This is a genomic window from Geothrix terrae, from assembly GCF_022808775.1.
Taxonomy (GTDB): domain Bacteria; phylum Acidobacteriota; class Holophagae; order Holophagales; family Holophagaceae; genus Geothrix; species Geothrix terrae.
Genome location: NZ_JAKZLA010000005.1, coordinates 97,883 through 117,649, shown reverse-complemented (window position 1 = coordinate 117,649; position 19,767 = coordinate 97,883). Strand labels below are relative to the sequence as shown.

General features: G+C 69.9%; 17 protein-coding genes. 9 read left to right on the top strand and 8 right to left on the bottom strand.

The window, feature by feature from the left end; all coding sequences use genetic code 11:
- Positions 1-2 precede the first annotated feature (2 nt).
- The 5 genes from MLE42_RS11035 to MLE42_RS11015 are packed head-to-tail and all read left to right on the top strand — an operon-like array spanning position 3 to position 5,148.
- The gene (locus MLE42_RS11035) at positions 3-1,853 is read left to right on the top strand and encodes an aldehyde ferredoxin oxidoreductase family protein (RefSeq protein ID WP_243287938.1); all 1,851 of its coding nucleotides are present in this window, start codon (positions 3-5) and stop codon (positions 1,851-1,853) included.
- 13 nt (positions 1,854-1,866) lie between these two features.
- The gene (locus MLE42_RS11030) at positions 1,867-3,111 is read left to right on the top strand and encodes an NAD(P)/FAD-dependent oxidoreductase (protein ID WP_243287937.1); all 1,245 of its coding nucleotides are present in this window, start codon (positions 1,867-1,869) and stop codon (positions 3,109-3,111) included.
- On the top strand, positions 3,108-3,362 hold the full coding sequence (locus MLE42_RS11025; RefSeq protein ID WP_243287936.1) for a MoaD/ThiS family protein: 255 nt from the start codon (positions 3,108-3,110) through the stop codon (positions 3,360-3,362). Before MLE42_RS11030 ends, MLE42_RS11025 begins: the two co-directional genes overlap by 4 nt.
- Positions 3,362-3,646, top strand: coding sequence for a hypothetical protein (locus MLE42_RS11020; protein WP_243287935.1), 285 nt, complete (start codon positions 3,362-3,364; stop codon positions 3,644-3,646). The genes MLE42_RS11025 and MLE42_RS11020 overlap by 1 nt, the downstream gene beginning before the upstream one ends.
- 29 nt (positions 3,647-3,675) lie before the next feature.
- Positions 3,676-5,148: an MFS transporter gene (locus MLE42_RS11015; protein ID WP_243287934.1), complete on the top strand. Its 1,473-nt coding sequence runs from the start codon at positions 3,676-3,678 to the stop codon at positions 5,146-5,148.
- Positions 5,149-5,162: 14 nt separating this feature from the next.
- Here the strand turns inward: MLE42_RS11015 and MLE42_RS11010 are convergent, their stop codons facing one another.
- The 4 genes from MLE42_RS11010 to MLE42_RS10995 are packed head-to-tail and all read right to left on the bottom strand — an operon-like array spanning position 5,163 to position 9,618.
- A complete protein-coding gene (locus tag MLE42_RS11010) occupies positions 5,163-5,858 on the bottom strand; it encodes a PilZ domain-containing protein (protein ID WP_243287933.1) in 696 nt (231 codons plus the stop codon).
- A gap of 13 nt (positions 5,859-5,871) precedes the next feature.
- A complete protein-coding gene (locus MLE42_RS11005; protein ID WP_243287932.1) occupies positions 5,872-6,606 on the bottom strand; it encodes a metallophosphoesterase family protein in 735 nt (244 codons plus the stop codon).
- A gap of 34 nt (positions 6,607-6,640) precedes the next feature.
- Complete coding sequence (locus tag MLE42_RS11000; protein ID WP_243287931.1) at positions 6,641-7,792, bottom strand: shikimate kinase; 1,152 nt, start codon at positions 7,790-7,792, stop codon at positions 6,641-6,643.
- Between the two features lie 38 nt (positions 7,793-7,830).
- Positions 7,831-9,618: an ABC transporter ATP-binding protein gene (locus MLE42_RS10995; protein WP_243287930.1), complete on the bottom strand. Its 1,788-nt coding sequence runs from the start codon at positions 9,616-9,618 to the stop codon at positions 7,831-7,833.
- A gap of 90 nt (positions 9,619-9,708) precedes the next feature.
- Between MLE42_RS10995 and MLE42_RS10990 the strand changes: the two genes are divergently transcribed.
- From MLE42_RS10990 to MLE42_RS10975, 4 genes are read left to right on the top strand one after another with little or no spacing between them, the layout of a single operon-like run.
- Entirely contained in the window at positions 9,709-11,460 is a 1,752-nt protein-coding gene (locus tag MLE42_RS10990; protein ID WP_243287929.1) for a M28 family peptidase, read from the top strand.
- A complete protein-coding gene (locus MLE42_RS10985) occupies positions 11,457-12,521 on the top strand; it encodes a 3-dehydroquinate synthase (protein WP_275975869.1) in 1,065 nt (354 codons plus the stop codon). Before MLE42_RS10990 ends, MLE42_RS10985 begins: the two co-directional genes overlap by 4 nt.
- A complete protein-coding gene (locus tag MLE42_RS16305; RefSeq protein WP_338029969.1) occupies positions 12,514-14,373 on the top strand; it encodes a tetratricopeptide repeat protein in 1,860 nt (619 codons plus the stop codon). Before MLE42_RS10985 ends, MLE42_RS16305 begins: the two co-directional genes overlap by 8 nt.
- Entirely contained in the window at positions 14,370-14,840 is a 471-nt protein-coding gene (locus tag MLE42_RS10975; protein ID WP_243287928.1) for a hypothetical protein, read from the top strand. Before MLE42_RS16305 ends, MLE42_RS10975 begins: the two co-directional genes overlap by 4 nt.
- Positions 14,841-14,878: 38 nt before the next feature.
- On the opposite strand, the gene MLE42_RS10970 is transcribed toward MLE42_RS10975, so the two are convergent.
- From MLE42_RS10970 to MLE42_RS10955, 4 genes are read right to left on the bottom strand one after another with little or no spacing between them, the layout of a single operon-like run.
- Entirely contained in the window at positions 14,879-15,712 is an 834-nt protein-coding gene (locus MLE42_RS10970; protein ID WP_243287927.1) for a S1/P1 nuclease, read from the bottom strand.
- A gap of 6 nt (positions 15,713-15,718) precedes the next feature.
- Positions 15,719-16,597 carry a signal peptidase I gene (gene lepB, locus MLE42_RS10965; protein ID WP_243287926.1) on the bottom strand — a complete coding sequence of 293 codons (879 nt, stop codon included), beginning with the start codon at positions 16,595-16,597 and terminating at the stop codon, positions 15,719-15,721.
- Between the two features lie 21 nt (positions 16,598-16,618).
- Entirely contained in the window at positions 16,619-17,245 is a 627-nt protein-coding gene (locus MLE42_RS10960) for a hypothetical protein (RefSeq protein ID WP_243287925.1), read from the bottom strand.
- Positions 17,245-19,749: a Tex-like N-terminal domain-containing protein gene (locus tag MLE42_RS10955; protein ID WP_243287924.1), complete on the bottom strand. Its 2,505-nt coding sequence runs from the start codon at positions 19,747-19,749 to the stop codon at positions 17,245-17,247. Before MLE42_RS10955 ends, MLE42_RS10960 begins: the two co-directional genes overlap by 1 nt.
- Between the last annotated feature and the right edge of the window lie 18 nt (positions 19,750-19,767).

Below are 19,767 nucleotides of genomic sequence, written 5' to 3'. Positions count from 1 at the left end.
CCATGGCATGGACCAAGAACGTTCTCCGCGTGAACCTCGAGGCCGGCACCTGCACCACGGAGCCGCTGAACATGCAGTGGGCCCAGGACTACCTGGGCCAGCGGGGCCTCGCCACCAAGTACCTCGTGTCCGAGATCGACCCGAAGGTTGATCCCTTCTCGCCCAAGAACAAGCTCATCTTCGTGACGGGCCCGCTCACGGGCACCATGGCCGCCACCGGCGGACGCTATTCCGTGGTCACCAAGGGACCCCTCACGGGCGCCATCGCCTGCTCGAACTCCGGCGGCTACTTCGGCGCCGAGCTGAAGTTCGCAGGCTGGGACATGGTGATCTTCGAAGGGGCCTCCCCGAAACCCGTCTACCTCCTCATCAACGACGGCAAGGCCGAGCTGGTGGATGCCTCCCACCTCTGGGGCAAGACCGTCTGGGAGACCGAGGAGACCATCAAGGCCCAGCATCAGGATCCTCAGATCCGCGTGGCCGCCATCGGCCGCGCCGGGGAGAACCGCGTGCTCTATGCGGCCATCGTGAATGACCTGCACCGCGCCGCCGGACGCTCCGGCGTGGGCGCCGTCATGGGCTCCAAGAACCTGAAGGCGGTGGCCGTGCGCGGCACCCGCACCGATGCCTACCAGATGGCCAACCCCGAGGCCTTCTTCGCGGCCACGGAGGCCGGCAAGAAGGTGCTGGCCGCCAACGGCGTGACGGGGCAGGGGCTCCCCACCTACGGCACCCAGGTGCTCATGAATGTCATCAACGAGCTGGGGGCGCTGCCCACGCGGAACCATCGCGACGTGCAGTTCGAGGGCGCCCACGACATCTCCGGCGAGGCCATGCACGAGAAGCGGCCCACGGACGGCAAGGCCAACCTCGTCACCAACGGCGCCTGCTTCGGCTGCACCATCGCCTGCGGACGCATCTCCCGCATGGATCCCGGCCACTTCAGCGTCAAGGACAAGCCCCAGTACCACGGCGCCTCCGGTGGCGTGGAGTACGAGGCCGCCTGGGCCCTGGGCGCCGCCAATGGCGTGAACGACCTCGAGGCCCTGACCTATGCCAACTTCCTCTGCAACGAGGACGGCTTCGACCCCATCACGTTCGGGGCCACCGTGGGCGCGGCCATGGAGCTCTATGAGATGGGCGTCCTCACCGAGAAGGAGGTGGGCTTCAAGCTACCCTTCGGCTCCACGGAGGCCATGGTCAAGCTGGCGGAGCTGACCGCCAAGGGCGAGGGCTTCGGCAAGATCATGGGCCTGGGCTCCAAGCGGCTCTGCACGAAGTACGGGCATCCCGAGCTGTCCATGACCGTCAAGAGCCAGGAGTTCCCGGCCTACGACGGGCGCGCCCTGCAGGGCATGGGCCTGGCCTACGCCACCAACAACCGGGGCGCCTGCCACCTGCGCGGCTACATGGTTTCTCCCGAGGTCCTGGGCATCCCCGTGAAGATGGAACCCCAGGCCACGGAAGGAAAGCCCGCCATGCTGAAGGCCTTCCAGGACCTCACGGCCGTGGTGGATTCCGCCGGCATCTGTCTCTTCACCACCTTCGCCTGGGGCCTGTCGGACATCCAGCCGCAGATCCAGGCCGCCTGCGAGGGCGACTGGTCCGAGGAACGGCTGCTGCTGGTGGGCGAACGCATCTGGAACATGGAGCGGGAGTTCAACCTCGCCGCCGGCTTCACAGCCAAGGACGACAACCTCCCGCCGCGCCTGATGAAGGAGCCCGCCAAGACCGGTCCCCAGAAGGGCGCCGTGTCCAAGCTCGACGTCATGCTGCCCGAGTACTATCGGGTGCGCGGCTGGACTCCGGATGGCGTCCCCACCGCCGAAACGCGCAAGCGCCTCGGTGTCTGAACGAAGGCCTCCCATGAAACACCTCATCATCGGAAGCGGGCCCGCCGGCGTCATCGCCGCGGAGACCCTGCGCAAGGCCGACCCCGCCGCAGAGATCACCCTGCTCTGCGGCGAGGGGGAGCCACCCTATGCCCGCATGGCCATCCCCTACCTGCTGAAGGGCGAGATCGAGGAGGCGGGCACCCACATCCGGAAGGACGCCGACCACTACGACCGCCTGCGGATCCAGCTGGTGCAGGCCCGGGCGAAGGGCATCGACACGGCGCGCCACACCGTGGACCTGGGCGGCGGCCGCCATCTCCCCTTCGACCGGCTGCTCATCGCCACGGGCTCCCATCCCAGCCTGGAGAAGATCCCGGGCATGGACCTTCCGGGCGTGCACAGCTGCTGGACCCTCGAGGACGCCCGGACCATCCTGGCCCAGGCCCGCCCGGGCACCCGCATCGTCCAGATGGGCGCGGGCTTCGTGGGCTGCATCATCATGGAGGGCCTGCTCTCCCGTGGCGTGGACCTCACCATCCTCGTCCGCAGCGGCTACATGGTGCGCCGCATGATGAACCCCACCGCCAGCGGCCTGATCCGCAAGTGGTGCGAGGCCAAGGGCGTGAAGGTCCTCACCCACACCCAGCCCCGGGGCATCTCCGCCAAAGAGGGCGCCCTCCAGGTGGATCTGGGCGAAGGGCGCACGCTGCCGGCGGACCTCTACCTCAGCGTGGTGGGCGTGGATCCCAACCTGGGCTTCCTGGAGGGCAGCGGCATCGAGGTGGGCCACGGCATCCTGGTGGATGCGGCCATGCAGACCAGCGTCCCCGGCATCTACGCGGCAGGGGATGTGGCCGAGGCGACCGACTGCCTCACGGGCCAGCGGCGGATCAACGCCATCCAGCCAAACGCGGTGGAGCAGGGCCGGATCGCCGCGCTGAACATGGCTGGGAAGCCCGCGCAGTTCCGCGGCAGCTTCGTCTTCAACGTACTGACCACCCTCGGCCTGGTGTCCTCCTCCTTCGGGGAATGGCAGGGAGTGCCGGGCGGGGAATCCACCGAGGTGCTCGACGAGTCCCACTACCGCTACCTGAGTCTCCAGTTCGACGGGGACCGGCTGGTGGGCGCCAATTGCGTGGGGTTCGCCGACCACGTGGGCGCCTTCCGAGGGCTCATCGAAGGCCGGGTCCGCCTGGGCGTTTGGAAGCAGCGCCTTCTGGAGGATCCGACGCGGATCATGCAGGCCTACCTCGCGGCCGCGCACCGGGTGGCATGAAGATCACCTTCAAGCTCTTCGCCTCCCTCGCGGTTCATCTGCCGCCGGAGGCGCGGAGCCGCCATCGCGTCGACCTGGAGGTGGATCCGGGTTGCACGGTGGGCGAGGTGATCCGCCGCCATCGCGTCCCGCCGGCCCAGTGCGCCATCGTGCTGGTGGACGGCGCCTGGGTGTCCGCCTCGGAGTGGGATTCCCGCACCTTGACCGAAGGACAGGCCGTGGCCATCTGGCCCCCGGTGGCCGGCGGCTGATGGATCACCGCCTGGATCTGGAGATGGCCATCTCCCGGGAGGAGTTCCTGCGCCTGCTGCCTGGGGCCGCGGGATCCTTCACTGAAGGGGAGGAGGGACTCTTCCGGGGCGTGGAAGGTGCCGGGCGCTGGTCCATCCGGCTCGTGCCCCTGGCGGATCTCCGTCTGGGCAGCGTGGTCCTGCCTCGGCACCGTGTCGAGGTCCGCCTCACGGGCTGTCCGGCGGAGACGGCCGAGGCCTTCCTGGCGCGGCTCCTGCGGGGCTTCATGCGGGGCGGGGGCTAGAAAACCTCAAGGTCCCGTATAATCCCCGGATGCCCACCCAGCGCTCCTCCGGAATCCTCCGCTCCTTCCCGCCCGTCTTCTGGCTGGCGAACGTCATGGAGCTCTTCGAGCGGGCAGCCTACTACGGCCTCAACTCGGTGCTCGCGGTCTACCTCACGAACGAGGTCGTGAGGGGTGGTCTGGGCTTCACGGAGCAGTCCGTGGGCTTCCTCCAGAGCCTGATCTACGCCTTCACCTACGTCATCCCCATCGCCGGCGGAGCCCTGGCGGATCGGTACGGGTACCGGCGCATGCTGCTCTTCGCCTTTTCCATCCTGGCGGCGGGCTATTTCGTGGCCGGGAACGTCACCTCGTACGGCGCCGTCTTCGCGGGGCTGCTCGTGATGGCGACGGGCGCCGGCCTGTTCAAGCCCATCATCTCCGGCACCCTGGCCCGCACCACCACGGAGGAGAACTCCGGATTCGGCTTCGGCATCTACTACTGGATGATCAACATCGGCGCCTTCCTGGCACCCCTCGTGGTGAGCGTGCTGAAGGGGTTCTCCTGGCGCTACGTGTTCATCGCCTCCGCGCTCTACTGCGCGGCCATGCTGGTGCCCACGGTCTTCCTGTTCAAGGACCCGCCGAAACCCGAGAACACCAAGAGCCTGAAAGAGGTGGCCCACGGGGCGGCCCTCGTGCTGGGCGACGCGCGCTTCATGCTGATGATCGTGGTGTATTCCGGCTTCTGGATCCTCTACTTCCAGAACTTCGGGTCCGTGCTCTGGTACCTGCGCGACTTCGTGGACGCCACGCCCGTGAACCGCTTCTTCGCGTCCTTCGGCGTGCCCCTCAAGTTCGACGCCGAGCACGTCACCGTGGTCAACGGCGGCACCATCATCCTGCTGCAGGTGCTCGTCAGCCGCATCGTGAAGAAGATCCGGCCGCTGCCCACCATGGTGTCGGGCATCGTGATCGGCACCCTCGGCTTCCTGTGCCTGGCGGCCTCCACCAATGTGTGGGTGTTCATCCTGGGCATCTCGGTCTTCTCCATCGGCGAGATGACGGCCCATCCGAAGTACTACAGCTACGTGGGCCTGGTGGCGCCGGCGGACAAGAAGGCCGTCTACATGGGCTATGCCTTCCTCTACGGCGTCATCGGCAGCCTCATCGGCTCCAGCCTGGGCGGCGCCCTCTACGGCACCATGCTGAAGCCCATGGTGGGCCAGCCCGGCGGCCCCGCCGCGGCCCGCACCTTCTGGCTGTTCTTCGTGGCGCTCAACGTGGTGGCTGCCATCGGCCTCGTCCTCTACGACCGCTTCTTCGCCATGGATACGCCGGAGACCAACGAGAAGGCCCGCAAGATCATGCTGGGGATCTACGTCCTGCTTCTCGTCGCGGGCGTGGCGTTCGTCTGGTCGGCCGTGGCCGGCCCTTCCGTCTCCTACAAAACCCTGGTCCAGGCGGTGATCATGCTGGCCTTGGGCGCGGGCGGAACGGTGGTCAGCCTGCGCAAGAGCTGAGCCGTTGCTTGGGCTCAGCTTTGCCGGAACCCCTGCGACCGGTCGGTGCGCCGCGCCTGGATGAATCGGTGGATGGGTTCCAGGTCCATGTCCGGGCCCGGATGCAGCACCACGCCAAGGCGCGTGGGGTAGTCCTGGCCTTCGAGGTAGGCGAGATGGCGGACCTCGCCGGGACAGTGGAGGACTGACCCGTCCGGCAGTTTCGCGTCGATCTCCACCGGGGCGTAGAGGTCGACCATCAGGGGCTCGTCGAGGGCGAGTCCCACGCCGGTCTCGGTGAGGTTCACCAGCAGGGCGTCGAGGGTGCGCCCCCCCAGGCCCACCCGGACCTTCAGCGGCGCCTGCTCCGGCGCGGCCACGCGCATGTCGCGCCGGCGGTGCAGCTGCGCGGACTCATGGGGCCAGTCCAGGCGCAGGAGCGGATCGCCGGCCTCGTCCTGGAGGGGGGCCAGCAGGATGGAGTCCAGGGTGAGCACTTCCTCGCCCAACAGCACGGTGAGGGTGACGGCGGTGCCCTCGGTGGGCATCGCATCCCGGGCATGCAGGCCGGACAGCTCCAGGGTCGAGCCGGGACGGAAGCTGCGGAGGCGGAGGTCCCCCAGCAGCCGGGAACTGATGCTCTGGAGCCTCAGGCTGGCCACCGCCTTGGTGAGGCGGGCCTGGATGAGGAACTGTTCCAGGACGGGGGCCGACAAGGTGGAGTGTCCCATGGGGTGATGCCTTTCAAATGCCTTGGCTCAGCCGTTCGGCCAGGGTGCGGTGCAGTCCCGCCTCCAGGATGGCCTTGGCCGCGCCTTTCACGTCGTACTCGATGCGGTGGAGACGGAGCCGCTTCCGCCTGGGGTCGAAGGTCATGAAGGATACCCTCGGATCGCGATCCCGGGGCTGACCCACGGAGCCAGGGTTCACCAGATAGCGGCAGTGCGGCTGCATCTCGAACCAGACGCCGGGGTCGAGGCAGATCCAGTTCAGCCTGCCCTGGGCCTCGTCCAGCTCGAAGCAGCCGGGCAAGTGGGTGTGGCCGAAGAAGCAAAGGGGCCCCTGGAAGGCGTCGAAGGCCTGGCCGATCTCGCGCATGTGCAGGAGGTAGGCGTCCTCATCCACGGGGGATCCATGGGCGATCTGGTAGTCGTCCCCCACCCACTGGGGGCCCACCGGGAGGTCCGCCAGGAAGCGCCAGTTGTCCTGCCGCAGCTTCTCCCGGGTCCAGTCTGCGGCCATGTGGGCGGGCAGGCTGAAGGTGCCGTCGGGCTCGAGGCCCGCGCAGACCTTGTCATGGTTGCCCCGGACCATGAACCGGGGCCGCAGCTCGCGGACCTTGTCCAGCAGCTGGTTCGGATGGGCCCCGTAGCCCACCAGGTCACCCAGGAGCACGAAGCGGTGGATGGCCCTCCGCCGCGCGAACCGCAGCACGGCCCGGAGGGCGTGCAGGTTCGAATGCAGATCGGAAAGAATCAAATCCAATGGGATATTCCTGGGGGAGACCCCCATTCTAACAAGCCCCCATCATGGCGGAGACAAGATCCTCGGGATTTCGGCCGAAGGAGAGCAGGGCGGGGGCGAGGGACCAGGCCGAGGCGCGGGCCGCGCACCGGGCCATGAAGGCGCTCCGATCCTGGGCCAGGGGGCGCAGGGGATCCCGCCCCACCCGTTCCCAGGCCCGGGACGGCGGCTCCGCCAGCCAGAGGGGGGCGAAGCCGGCGGCGGCGACGGCCTCCCGGTTGGCCGGGGCCTCCCAGGCGCCGCCCCCCAGGGCCACCACGGCGGGCTGGGCCATGAGGGAGGGCAGCAGGGCGGTCTCCAAGGCCCGGAAAGCGCTTTCGCCTCGTTCAGCGAAGATGGCACTCACCGGAAGGCGCTGGTCCGCCTCGATCACGTCATCCAGATCCTGGAAGGCCAGGCCCAGCGTCCGGGCCAGAAGCTGGCCGAGGGTGCTCTTCCCGGCGCCGCTGCCGCCCAGGAGCACCACGCCCTGGCCCCGCCGGAAGGGCGGCCGGACCTGCCACCGCGCCCGCTGGACCTCCCAGCCCAGGGTGGCGGGGTCGGCGCTGCGGTGGATCTCGCCCACCATGGCCAGGGCTTCGGCCCCGGCCTCGAAGCAGGTCCAAGCGTCCGCGGGCCCCAGGCCGCCGATGGCGATGGGCGCGAGGCCCTGGGCCCGCAGGGCCGCGCAACCCGCTCGGAGTCCTTCGAGGCCGATGGGTGTGGCGTGATCGGACTTCGTGGCCGTACCGCGGAAAGGGCCCACGCCGGCATGGTCACAGGCCGGGTCGACGGCCTCCCACTCCGCGGGGCCATGGGTCGAGGCGCCGACATGGCAGCCGCCCAGGCCCGGGAGGCGGAGCGCCTCGGCCGCGGGCAGGTCGCCCTGGCCCAGGTGGAGGCCCCAGGGGGCGAGCCCCTCCTGGGCCGCGAGCAGGGCCAGGTCCGCCCGGTCGTTCACGCAGATGAAGGGCCAGCCGCCGTTCGCCGCCGCGTCCGCCAGAGCCGCGCGCAGCTCCAGCCACTGGGACCTCGCATCCAGGGGCTTGCCCCGGAACTGCACCAGCGGGAAGCCCGCCTCGCCCAGGCGGCGGATCTGGGCCGACAGCGGCTCGGGACGCGAGGCATCAGTGATGGGGTAGAGGGGCGGGAGGTGGAGCATGGGAAATCAGTCTACAGACCAGGCTCCCGACCTGCTCGCTAGGCCGCCTCCCCATCCGCGAACTGGAGCTTCACGAGCTTGGCGTAGACGCCGTCCTGGGCGATGAGGGCGTCGTGGTTGCCGCGCTCCACGAGGACGCCCTGGTCCATGACCCAGATCTCGTCCGCGTCCCGGATGGTGGAGAGACGGTGGGCGATGGTGAAGGTGGTCAGGCGGTGGCTCACGTGCTCGATGACGTTCTGGATCTTGGCCTCGGTCTCGGAGTCGATGTTGGCGGTGGCCTCGTCCAGCAGCAGCACGGCGGGCTCCAGGTAGAGCATGCGTGCGAAGGCCAGGAGCTGCCGCTCCCCGGCGCTGAGCTTCTGGCCCCGCTCCCCCACCTGGGTCTCCAGGCCCTGGGGCAGGCGGGACACCAGGTCCTTCAGCTGGCTCTGCTCCAGCACCGAGGCCAGGCGGGCCTCGTCGAGGGCGCGGTCCAGCACGATGTTGTCGCGCAGGGTGCCGGAGAAGACGAAGACATCCTGGAGCACCAGCCCGAAGAGGTCGCGCAGACTGCGGATCTTCAGGTCCCGCACGTCCACGCCGTCCACGGTGATGCGGCCCTCGTGCACGTCGTAGAAGCGCATGAGCAGGTTGATGAGCGTGCTCTTGCCGGCGCCCGTGTGGCCCACCACGGCCACGCGGCGGCCCTTGGGGATGACGCCGCTCAGCTCGCGGACCACCTTCCGGCCGCCCTCCTCGTAGGCGAAGGAGACGTTCTCCAGGCGCACCTCGCCGGCGAACGTGGCTGGCTTCGCCTCGGGCGCCTCCGGGATCTCCTCCTGGTTGTCCAGCAGGCGGAAGATGCGCTCGCTGGAGGCCAGGGCCGTCTGCATCACGTTGTAGCGCTCGGCCAGTTCCCGGATGGGCCGGAAGAACCGTCCCGACTGCTGGATGAAGGCCAGGAGCAGGCCCCAGGTGATGGCCCCGGCCTGGAGCTTGAAGCCCGCGTAGAAGATGAGGGCGGCCAGGGTGCCGGAGGTGATGAACTCCACCACGGGGAAGAACACGGCGTAGGCGAAGATGGTTCGCAGGAAGGCCTGGAAGTAGTCCTCGTTCAGGCCCTTGAACTGGGCGTCGCTGTGCGCCTCCTGGGCGTTCACCTGCACCAGACCCATGCCGGAGATCTGCTCCTGGAGGAAGGCGTTGATGCTCGCGTAGCGGCGCTGGGTCTCTCGGAAGGCCTCGCCGGCCCGGCGACGGAAGATCTCCGTGGCCACGAGCAGGAAGGGCAGGATGCCCAGGGCCACCAGGGCCATGCCCGGATGGGTCCAGAACATCCAGGCCACGATGGCCAGCAGGGAGAGCGCGTCCCCCACGATGGCCACGAAGCCCGAGGCGAACATCTCGTTGAGGTTCTGGACGTCGCTGGTGACCCGCGTCATGAGGCGGCCCACGGGGTTCCGGTGGAAGAAGTCTGTGCTGCGGCCCATGAGGTGCTCGAAGAGCTGCACCCGCAGGTCGAGCATGGCTTTCTGGCCCACCCGGGCCAGCAGGAAGTAGCGCGCGAAGCTGACGAGGAACCCGGCGATGAGCACCCCGAAGAACCCGGCGATCATGGGGGCCGCGCCCCCCAGGCTGCCCTGGGCCATGAACCGGTTGATGAGCCGGAGCGTCAGTTCCGAGGGCATGACCTCCAGGAAGGCGCCCAGGGCCATCAGGAACAGCAGGGCCAGGAGGGCGGCCCACTGCGGACGGAGGTAGCCGGCGAGGCGCCAGAGCAGCGTGTGGCGCATGGGCCGCTGGTCCATCCGGTCGGATTGAAAGTAGGCTTCCTGTTCGGACATGGGGCCATTCTCCCACAGGCGCCCCGATTCCCGTCGAGGCCAGGACGGATCGGGCCCGCGCCTGTAAAGTAGAAGATTGCCGGAGACGTCATGGGCCCCTGGATTCCCGCCTTCCTCGCCGCCACCCTCGTGGCGCAGGTGCCGCAGTCTGGGAATGCGGTCGAGGGACGGTTGCGCCGGGACGTGGAATACCTGGCCTCGCCCGCCCTCAAGGGCCGGGGGAATGGGTATCCGGAGCTCGACCAGGCCGCCGCACACATCCTGCGGGAGTGGAAGGCCCTGGGCCTGAAGGCGCAGGTCCAGCGGTTCCCGTTCGTCGCCAAGGTGGTCCGGGAGGCGCAGGGCGCCCTCCTGACCCACGGCGAGGCGGCCCGGCCGCTGGTCTGGGGCCGGGACATCGAGGCCATCGGCTACAGCGGGGACGGGGACTTCCGCATGAAGCCCCTCGCCTTCGCCGGCTTCGGCGTGCAGATCCCCGGCGGCTACGACGATCTCGCGGGCCTCGAGGTGAAGGATCACGTGGTGGTCATCGCCCGCACCCTGCCGGATGTGGACGCCTTCGCCCACCTGCCGCGGGGCGAGCGGAGCCTGCTGGCCCGCGTGAAGCGCCTGGAGGCGGGGAGGGCCGCCGCGGTCCTGGTGCTGGAGGATGGCCCGGCCCGGCCCCTGCAGCGGGAGGAGGGGCCCGTGAAGCTGGACATCCCCGTGCTCAGTCTCTCGGTGGGCGCCCTCGGGGACGCCTGCGGGGACCTCCAGGCCCGCCTCAAGGCCATCCGGGACACGGGGAAGCCCGCCAGCCAGGACTTCATCTATGCCCCCTGGACCACGCTCACCCTGAAGCTGAGGCTCCGCCGCGAAGAGGCCCAGGTGCCCAACGTGGTGGCCGTGATCCCCGGTCGCGACCCCAGGCTGCAGAAGGAATACATCGTCATCGGCGCGCATCTGGACCACCTGGGCCTGGGCGAGCGCCACAGCCTCGGTGGGGTGGAAGCCCGCGGGCAGGTGCATCCCGGCGCCGACGACAATGCCTCGGGCGCGGCCCTGGTGGTGGAGCTGGGCCGGGAGCTGAAGCAGGCCCGCCCCCGGCGCTCCATCCTGCTGATGCACTTCGGCGGCGAGGAAGAGGGCCTGCTGGGCTCCAGCTATTGGGTCCAGCACCCCACGCACCCCCTCGAGTCCGTGAAGTTCATGCTCAACTTCGACATGGTGGGCCGGCTGGATCCCGCCGCCCCGAAGCTGCTGATGGGCGGCCTGGGCGCGCCGAAAGCCGCCCTGGAGGCCGCGAAGAAGCTGGCGCCGGAAGGCTTCTCCATCAGCGGGGACGTGGGGGCGGCCGTGGGCGGCTCGGACCACATGACCTTCGCCCAGGCGAAGATCCCCACGTTCTTCTTCTTCACGGGAGTCCACGGCGAGTACCACCGGCCCACGGACACGGCGGACCGCATCAACGTCGCCGGCATGGCGGCCCTGGCGGCCTACGGACGCGCGGTGGCCCTGGATCTCGCCGACGCGGACACGGTGCCGGCCTTCGATCCCGACACCGCCAAGGTGGTCCTGCGGGGTGATGGCGGGCCCTTGCGGGTCGCCTTCGGCACCCTCCCCGACTACGCGGACAATCCGCGGGGTTTCCGCATCAACGGGGTATCCCGGGGCTCCACGGCCGAGGCCATCGGGCTCCAGGCCGGCGACATCATCATCAGTTTCGGTGGCCGGCCGGTGAAGAACATCTACGATTTCATGGACGCCCTCGGCGCCCACAAGCCCGGCGACAAGGCCGTGGTCCGATGGCTCCGGGGAGACCAGACCATGCAGGCCGAGGCCACCCTGAAAGGCCGCTCATGAGACTCGCCACCCCCACTGGGTTCGCCACCGAGGTCTTCCTCCAGGAGGCGCCGGATCCGGCCCTGCTGCCCGAGGGGCCCTGGACGCTGGTGGGCGACCTGCACCTGAGGGAGGCCTGGACCCGCGCAGGCCTCCCCGAGCCCAGCCACGCCCTGTGGGTGTCGGTGTCCGAGGAGGAGAAGAAACTGCGGACCATTCTCCCCTGGCTGGAGCACTGGGCCCGGGTGCCCCTGCACCGGGACGCCACCGTGGTGGCCCTGGGCGGCGGCGTCCTGTCGGACATGGCGGGCCTGGCCTCGGCCCTCTACCTTCGGGGCATCGCCTGGCAGGTCTGGCCGACCTCCCTGCTGGCCATGGCGGACGCGGCCTTGGGCGGCAAGACCGCCGTGGACCTCGCCGCGGGCAAGAACCTGGTGGGGGCCTTCCACGCCCCCAGGCGCCTGGTGGCCTGCACGTCCTTCCTGGCGACTCTGCCCGAGCGGCACCTGGAGAATGGCCGCTGGGAGCTGGTCAAGACCGCCCTCATCCAGAGCGAGATGTCCTGGGCCACGGAGATGCTGCAGGACGGACCTGTGAAGATCCCCTGGGTGGAGCGGGCCCTGGCCTACAAGGCCGGCGTGGTGCACCGGGATCCGCGGGAGGCGGGCGAGCGGCGGCTGCTGAACCTCGGCCACACCCTCGGCCACGCCCTCGAGGCGGCATCGGGCTACGACCTGCTCCATGGGGAGGCCGTGGGCCTGGGTCTGCTGGGTTCCTGCCTCCTGGCGGAGGACCTCGGCCTCAAGCCTTTCCCCCCCGCCTTCCTCGCTTCCCTGGCCCGGCGGCTCGCCCCGCTGGCGCCCATGGTCGCCCCCTGGTCGGCCTGCCTCCCCCTGCTGCACCGGGACAAGAAGGCCAGGCACGTTCCCGGGGCCGCAGAGGACGCGTCGGCCACGGAGATCCACTGCATCCTTCCCCGCTTCGGAGAGCCGGCGATCCAGCGCACCCTGGCTCCCGGGGCCTGGGAGTCCCCCCATGCCCGTCTTGTCGATCTGCTTCACCGGGAGGCTCCCCGTGCCTGATCTCCGCCTTCCTCTCCTCGCCGCCCTGCTGGCGGCCAGCCTGGCCGCGGCGCCGCCGGAAGATGTGCGGGCCCTGATGCTCCAGGCCCGTGCCCTGCAGCTGCGCGGCGGCGGTTCGGATCCCGCCGCCGCGGTGGCCATCTACCGGCGGGTGGCGGCCCAGGTGCCCGAGAGCGCGGAGGTCCACCTGAGGCTGTCCGAGGCCCTCCAGGAGGCCCAGGACCCCCAAGGCGCCCTGGCGCCGGCCCGCAGGGCCGTGGCCCTGGCGCCCCGGAACGCGGAGGCGCGGGCCCACCTGGGCCTGCTCCTGTACCAGCTCTCCCAGTCGGATGAGGCCATGGCGGCGGAGGCCGCGAAGGAATTGCGGGCCGCGACGGCCCTGCTGCCCCAGGATCCGGAACTGTGGGCCCGGCTGGGCGAGGTGTCCGAGAAGCTGAAGGATGGCGAGGGGGCCCTCCAGGCCTGGCTGCATCTGGGCCGGCTCCGTCCCAGCTTCCAGGCGGCCTGGGAGCGGGCGGTCATCCACGCGCGGGCCCTCCAGAACTACGAGGGGCGGCGGGAGTCCGTGCTCGCCCTCAATGCCCGCAACCCCGACGAGCGCCATCTCCGCATGCTGGAAGAGCTGGCCCGGGATCAGATCCAGGCGGGCTACCTGGCCCACGCCGAGGAGAGTTTCCTCCTCCTCGCCCAGCACCTGCCGCGGGAGGCGGGCCTCTGGGAGAACGTCGCCCTGGTGCGCCTCCAGACCTCGCGGTTCGAGGAGGCGCTGGAGAGCCTGGGCAAGGCGGAAGCCTTGAAGGTGACGCCCCGGACGACCTTCAACACGGCCCGCGCCCTCATGAACCTGGGACGCTTCCAGGAGGCCGAGGGCCGGCTCGCGACGCTCCTCGCCGGCAAGATCCAGGAGGACTGGATCGCCGACGGGTCGCAGGCCCTCTATGCGGAGACGCTCCTCCTCCAGGGCAAGGGCGGCGCCCTGCTGGCCTACCTCAAGGAGCACCCGGGACGGGAGCAGGTCGCGGGCGAGCTGCAGGTGTTCGCCTGCCAGGCCCTCATCAGCCGCAACGACTGGAAGAGCGCCCTGGCCGCGCTGAAGGACGGCATCACGCGGTTCCCCAAGGTGCCCTTCTTCCAGCAGGCCGCGGAGCTTCCGCCCGAGTGCCTGGAATACCGCTTCTTCTCGCGGAAGGAGACCCGCGCCGCCTTGGAGCAGCTCCATCTGGAGGGCATGGCGGGCATCTGGTCCGAGTTCCGCCGCTGGGACAAGTGCCTGGAGGCGCTCGAGCGGGCCCGCAGCCTGGGGCCCGTGAAGAACGTGGACATCCTGATCATGCAGAGCAGCGCCTATGACCAGTTGGGGCGGGCCGACGATTCCCTCCGGGTGCTCCGGGAGGCCCAGAAGGCGAATCCGGGCAACCCCATGGTGCAGAACAACCTGGGATACCAGCTGCTGGAGCAGGGCCAGGACCTGGAGGAGGCCGCCTCGCTCATCGAGGCCAGCGCCAAGGCCACCCCGGACAACGGCAACGTCATCGACAGCCTGGGCTGGGCCCAGTTCAAGCTGGGGAAGATCGCGGAGGCGGAGGCCACCCTCCGCCGCGCCGCGGAGCTGAGTCCCTTCAGCCCCGAGGTGCGGAAGCACTTGGGCGAAGTGCTGGTGAAGCAAGGCAAGCTGGCCGAGGCGGCCGAGCAGTGGGAACGGGCCCTGGCCTTCGTCTTCCCGGACCGTCCCGCCCTGGAGAAGCGGCTGGGGGAGCTCCGCGTCCGCCTGGCCCGGGAGCAGGCCCGGAAGGTCGGAGAGGCCCAGGCACCCGCACCGGACGCCACTCCCGATGACGACGACGAGGAATGATCATGATGTTTTTCCAGGTTCCCCCCGCTGATGTGACGCCGACCCCGGCGGCGCCTGTGCGCGCCCAGTACGGCTGGGGGTATTCCGGCTCCGGCGGCGAGGGGACCGGCACCCTGAACCTGCTCATGGAACCGGTCTCCGGCCGGCTGGTGGCGGAGCTGCACGGGCTCGGCGAGCGTCTTCTGCTGCTGGAGGGCGACCGCGCCTCTGGCTACCGGCTCCGGGTGCCCCGGCAGAAGGTCGACCAGCGGGCCGCCACCCTGGCGGAGCTGCCACTGCCCTTCCTGCCCCAGGTGGCCAGCGTCGAGGCCTTGCTGCGCATGCTCCGCCTGGGGGAAGGTCCGGGCGTGTCCGTGCTGAAGAAGGATGCCGCAGGGCCCCGGAAGCTCCATTGGCAGGGCCGGGACCCCCAGGGCAAGGCCGAGCAGGTCTGGCTGGACCGCCGGAGATGGGAGGAAGCTCCCTAGGGACGGCCGCTGCTGAACTCACCGCGTTCGCAGCGAGTTCAGTGAACCGGCTTTGCCGGGGGTGAAGGCCGGCCCGCCTCGGTCCAGGCGCTGAGCACCGCGTCTCCCAGGTGCTTGCCCGCCAGCTGGAGCTGCCTCGTCACCACCGGCCCCTGCCTGGCCCAGAAGATCATCCAGTAGGCGGGAGTGCGCCTGGTCCGGTCGCGGGTGTCCGAGGGTGTGGTGCGGTCCGCGGTCCGGTCGTCCTCCAGGAGTTGGGGGATGAGGGCGTGGGAGGCGCGGAGCCAATCCCAGGGGCGCTCCATGAAGCGCGGATCCACCTCGGCGGGAAGCGGGCTGAGCGTCTCCGGTTGGACGTACCGCTCGACCAGTCCCGTCTCCCAGCGGCTGTGGACCCCGCGCTGGTTTGTGGCCTGGCCGTCGTGGTTCTCGGTGGTGTGCAGGGGCACATGGGCGTCCGCCACGTAGTGGCTCAGGATGGACGTGGCCATGGCCACCCGGGCGGCGTCGCCGGATCGGAAGGCCTCCACCAGGTCCCGCCAGCGGTCCTGGATGATCCAGGGCACCACGCCCGTGCGGTAGAAGTCGCCGCCCAGGCGGGCCTGGGCCTCTTCCACGGTGCGGGGGAGATGATCCGGTCCCCCGTAGGGCTCCATGTCGAGGAAGTGGCGGGGGCCCTCCTTGCGGTCCTGGCGCCAGTGGTCCGGGTCCGAGGCATGGTCCTCCACCTCGCCCTCCCGTCCCGCGTACCAGGCGCGGACCTCCGGTGGCAGGCCTTTCAGGGCCAGGGCGCAGGTGGCGCGATGACCCTTGTCGCCCCAGGCGGAGAGGGGAAGGGCCGCCAGGAGCAGCGCGAGCAGGGTGGCCTTCATGCAGGACTACTCGGGAATGGTCCCGGTGCGCTCCCAGCGGGTGCGGGTGAAGAAGTGGCGGGCGGCGTCGATGAAATCGGTGGCCACGTCCATGGGGCCCTCGGGCACGCGGCCGTTGTCGTTGTCCGTGTCGCCCTCGCGGAAGCTCCACCACACGATGAAGGGCCGGCCCCGCAGGTGGTCCATGGGCAGGAAACCCCAGTAGCGGCTGTCCATGCTGTTGTCGCGGTTGTCGCCCATGGCGAAGATGTGGCCCGGCGGCACGGTGACGGGGCCCAGGTTGTCCTTGAAGCCATCCTGGATGAGGCTGTTCATGGACTGCATCTGGTTGTGGTCATGGAGGGCCAGCACCTCCGGATCCGCGTGCCGCCACAGGCCCACGGGGTGCTCCGCCTCGCCGGCGTTCCGGGTCAGGGGCCAGGGGCCGGGCGTGGGACCCTCGGGGCTCCGGCCGAACTGGAACTCGAAGGGGCCGGTGACCAGCTTGCCGTTCACGTAGAGCCGCTTGTTGCGCATCTCCACGGTGTCTCCCGCCAGGGCCACGCAGCGCTTCACGTAGTCCTGGTCGCGGTCGATGGGGTAGCGGAACACGATGATGTCGCCGCGCTTCACGCCCCGCATGGGGAAGAGCTTCTCCTCCCAGGCCCACTGGGGCTCCGCGAAGATGAACTTGTTGGCCAGCAGGTGGTCCCCGATCATCAGCGTGTTGCGCATGGAGGCGGAGGGGATCTTGAACTGCTGGCCCACGAAGGTCTTGAAGAACAGGATCAGGATCATCGCGAAGCAGATCACTTCCAGGTTGTCCCGGACGGCGCCCTTGGCGGCGCCGGGGGGCAGCTCGACCTCGAGGTCGGTGGACGTGTCGGAAGCGGGTTCAGCGGCCATGTCGGCTCCGGGATTGGTCGATCAGGGACGTTGGCCGGGGAACGGGCCGGGGAGGGGGGCGGCAGGCAGGTCCACGAAGCCGCGGGCCACCAGCCGGTTGATGGTCACCCAGGCGCCGTCGCGTTCCTCCTGGGACTCCACCTCGCCGAGGTTCGGCAGGTAGAGCGTGCGGCGCCGGGGCCCGTGTGGCGGCTGGGTTTCCACCCATACGCCGACGGGGTCCGAGGTGGTCGGCAGGAGGGCGGCACCTTCCCAAGTGGCGCGTCCCACGACGCGGAACCGGGTGCCCCGGTCCTCCCAGGTGGAGGTGGAAGGGAAACCTGGCGGCAGGGTCTGGGCCAGCACCTGGCCGTCCTCGCCCAGGAGGGCGATGCCGCCGTCCTGGTGGCGGAGCAGCAGGCTCATGTGGCCGCGGAGGCTGGTGAGGTCCAGTTGCACCACCCGGGGGGAACCTGGCGCCATGGACGACCGGGCCACGCGTACCTGCAGGCGGTCCGTGGAGCGCTCCGGCTGGGGTCGGGACGGATCCTCGAAGGCCAGGGTCAGACCCTCTTCCCAGGGACCGTAGATGGGGGCGGCGGGGCGCGGCTGGCAGGCCAGCACCAGCAGCAGGGCCGCGGGCGCCAGCAGGGACAGGGGCGGACGCATCAACGGGGTCCCTTGTTGAACTTGGCCATCAGGTCGGTCAGCGAAGCGCCTGAGGCCGGAACCGCCGGCTCACGCTTGGGCTGGGGCGGTCGGGCCTCGCGCTCGGGCCGGGCCGGGCGGGCCTCCTGGGTGCGCGGGGGCCGGGTACCTTCCGGCCGAGGTGGCCGGGAACCCTCGGGTCGCGGGGGACGCTGGCCCTCGGGGCGGGGCGGGCGGGGGCCTTGGGGCCGGGCACCCGCCTGGGGGGCGCCCAGGGGCCTGGGCGGACGGGGAGCACCCTGGGGCCGGCCCTGAGGGCGGCCCTGAGGATGGCGATGGTGCGGTTGCGGCCGCTCCGCGCCCTCGGGGGCGGCCAGCAGGGCCTTGATGGAGAGCGCGATGCGCTTGGCCTCCAGATCGACGGCCAGCACCTTCACCTTCACGGCCTGGCCCACGCTGAGGGCGTCCGCCGGGTTCTTCACGTAGCGGTGGGCGATCTCGGAGAGGTGCACCAGGCCATCCTGGTGGACGCCCACATCCACGAAGGCGCCGAAGTCGGTGACGTTGGTGACGATGCCCTGGAGCTCCATGCCCACTTCCAGGTCGCTCGGTTTGTTGACGCCCTCGCGGAACTGCACCGCTTCGAACTGGTGGCGGGGATCGCGGCCGGGCTTCTTCAGCTCGGCGAGGATGTCCTTCACGGTCTCCACGCCGGCCTTCTCGTCCACGAAGAGCTTGGGATCCAGGCCCTCCAGCACCGCGTCATTGCCGATGAGCTCGGGCACGGTCTTGCCGGCCAGCTGGCAGATGCGCTGCACCACGGGGTAGCTCTCGGGATGCACGGCGGAGGCGTCCAGGGGATCCTCGCCGTCGCGGATGCGCAGGAAGCCCGCGGCCTGCTGGAAGGCCTTGGCGCCGAAGCGCCCGACCTCCAGGAGCTGCTCGCGGCGCTTGAAGGCGCCGTGCTCGAAGCGGTGGGCCACGATGTTCTTCGCCAGCCCCTCGCCGATGCCGGCCACGTAGGCCAGCAGCTTGTACGAGGCGCTGTTCAGATCGACACCCACGCGGTTCACGCAGCTCTCCACCACGTCATCCAGGCCCTTCTTGAGGGCGGTCTGGTTCACATCGTGCTGGTACTGGCCCACGCCGATGCTCTTGGGATCCACCTTCACCAGCTCGGCCAGGGGATCCTGGAAGCGCCGGGCGATGCTCACGGCGCCGCGCACGGTGACGTCGTGCTCGGGGAACTCCTCGCGGGCGATGTCGCTGGCGGAGTAGACCGAGGCGCCGGCCTCGCTCACGCTCACGCAGATGAGGCCCTGGCGGTTCGTCTCCTTCAGCCACTCGCGGATGAAGGCCTCCACCTCGCGGCCGCCGGTGCCGTTGCCGATGGCGATGGCCTCCACGGGGTTCTCGGTGCAGAGCTTCTCGAGGATGGCGCGGCTGCCCTCCAGGTCCCGCTTGGGCTCCAGGGGGTAGATCACCTCGTTTTGCACCAGCTGGCCCAGGCGGTTGATGACCACCAGCTTGCAGCCGGTGCGGATGCCGGGGTCCACGCCCAGGGTGCAGCGCTGGCCCGCGGGCGGGGCCAGGAGCAGGTGGTCCAGGTTGGTCTGGAACACCTTGATGGCATCGCCGTCGGCCTTCTTCTTGGCCTCGTAGCGCACTTCGGATTCGATGGTGGGCGCCAGCAGCCGGTCGAAGGCATCGCCGGCCACCTCGTTGAGGAAGCGCCGGTAGCCGCTGGCGGGGTTCACCTGCACCTTGGAGACGAGCTGGCTGACCAGATTCTCGCGCTCCACCAGGAGCTTCACGGTGAGGATCTCCTCCTTCTCGCCGCGGCGCAGAGCCAGCAGGCGGTGGCTGGGGATCTTGCGGATGGGCTCGGAGAAGTCGAAGTAGGGCTTGAACCGCAGCGCGGCCTGGTCGGCCTTGCGCTCCTCGCGGATCTCGGACTTCAGCACGCCCTGCTCGTGGAACTCCAGGCGCAGCCAGGCGCGGATCTCCGCATCCTCCGCCAGGCGCTCGGCCAGGATGTGCCCGGCGCCTTCCATGCATTCCGAGGGAGAGCGCAGTCCGTCCTCGTCCTTGATGAAGGGCTCGGCGATGAGGAAGGGGTCGGCGCCGCTCTCGTCGGCCAGCAGCGAGTCCAGCAGGGGCTCGAGGCCTCGCTCCCTGGCCACCGTGGCCTTGGTGCGCTTCTTGGGCTTGTAGGGCAGGTAGAGGTCTTCCAGCTCGGCCTTCACCCAGGTGCCCTCGATCTTGGCCTTCAGCTCGGGCGTGAGCTTGCCCTGCTCGTCGATGGACTTGAGCACGGTCTTCCGGCGGTCCAGCAGGTCCTTGTAGTAGGCGTTGCGGTCTTCGACGGCGCGGATGGCGACTTCGTCGAGCGATCCCGTCGCCTCCTTGCGGTAGCGGGCGATGAAGGGGACGGTGTTGCCCTCCTCCAACAGCGCCACGATGGCGGCCACGCCGGCGCGGGGGAGCTTGAGCTCCTTGGCCATGAGGTCGAGCACTTGATCCACACTTGCTCCTTGCATCCC